Source organism: Aeromonas sp. A600620, assembly GCF_029479985.1.
Lineage (GTDB): Bacteria > Pseudomonadota > Gammaproteobacteria > Enterobacterales > Aeromonadaceae > Aeromonas > Aeromonas veronii_A.
Genome location: NZ_JAAKXB010000034.1, coordinates 1 through 621, shown reverse-complemented (window position 1 = coordinate 621; position 621 = coordinate 1). Strand labels below are relative to the sequence as shown.

1 protein-coding gene is annotated in these 621 nt (G+C 64.3%); it reads right to left on the bottom strand.

The window, feature by feature from the left end; translation table 11 throughout:
* Positions 1 to 621: hypothetical protein (locus G5533_RS20410; RefSeq protein ID WP_441255250.1), on the bottom strand; the 621-nt coding region annotated here is incomplete at both ends.

The window sequence follows — 621 nt, the reverse complement described above, 5'->3', positions numbered from 1 at the left end:
CCAGGTACGCCCGCTGTGCTCGCACCGCTCCAGCTGTAGCTGCCCGCCACCGCGCCAGCCACCCAGCCTGCCCCCATCAACGCACCTGCCGGCACACCGCTCAGGGTCACCGTCACACCGGTCACCTGCTCCGAACCATCCGCGTCGGTCGCAGTGACACCCAGCTGCGCCGCCAGCGATACCGCCACCGGTGTATCCGTTTCTGCCAGCACGAGGTTGGTGGCGCTGACACTGATATCCCCTTCCACTCCGATAGTGACCGTGCCACTGCTGTTGGCCGTGCCTTCATTGGTGGTCGCCACCACGGTGTAACTGATGGGCGCACCGGTGTTGTTCGCACTGCCCGACACCCCGGCCGTCGAATAGTCCGCCGGGAACACCAGCCCGAACGCCGGCGGCAATGCCCCCGCCACCACGTTCACTGTCAGGACGTTACCCACCAGGGTGCCACCCACTGCAGTGGTATTCGCAGGCAAATTGTTGAAGGTATACACCAGGCTGGTCCAGGTCTCTGACCCGTCGCCATCGCTGATACTCACCGTGTTGGTCAGCAGCACCTGTACCGTGCCATCCGTTTCGGTCGCACCCGCATTCAGCGCCTCGACGTTGAAGTCGATGTCA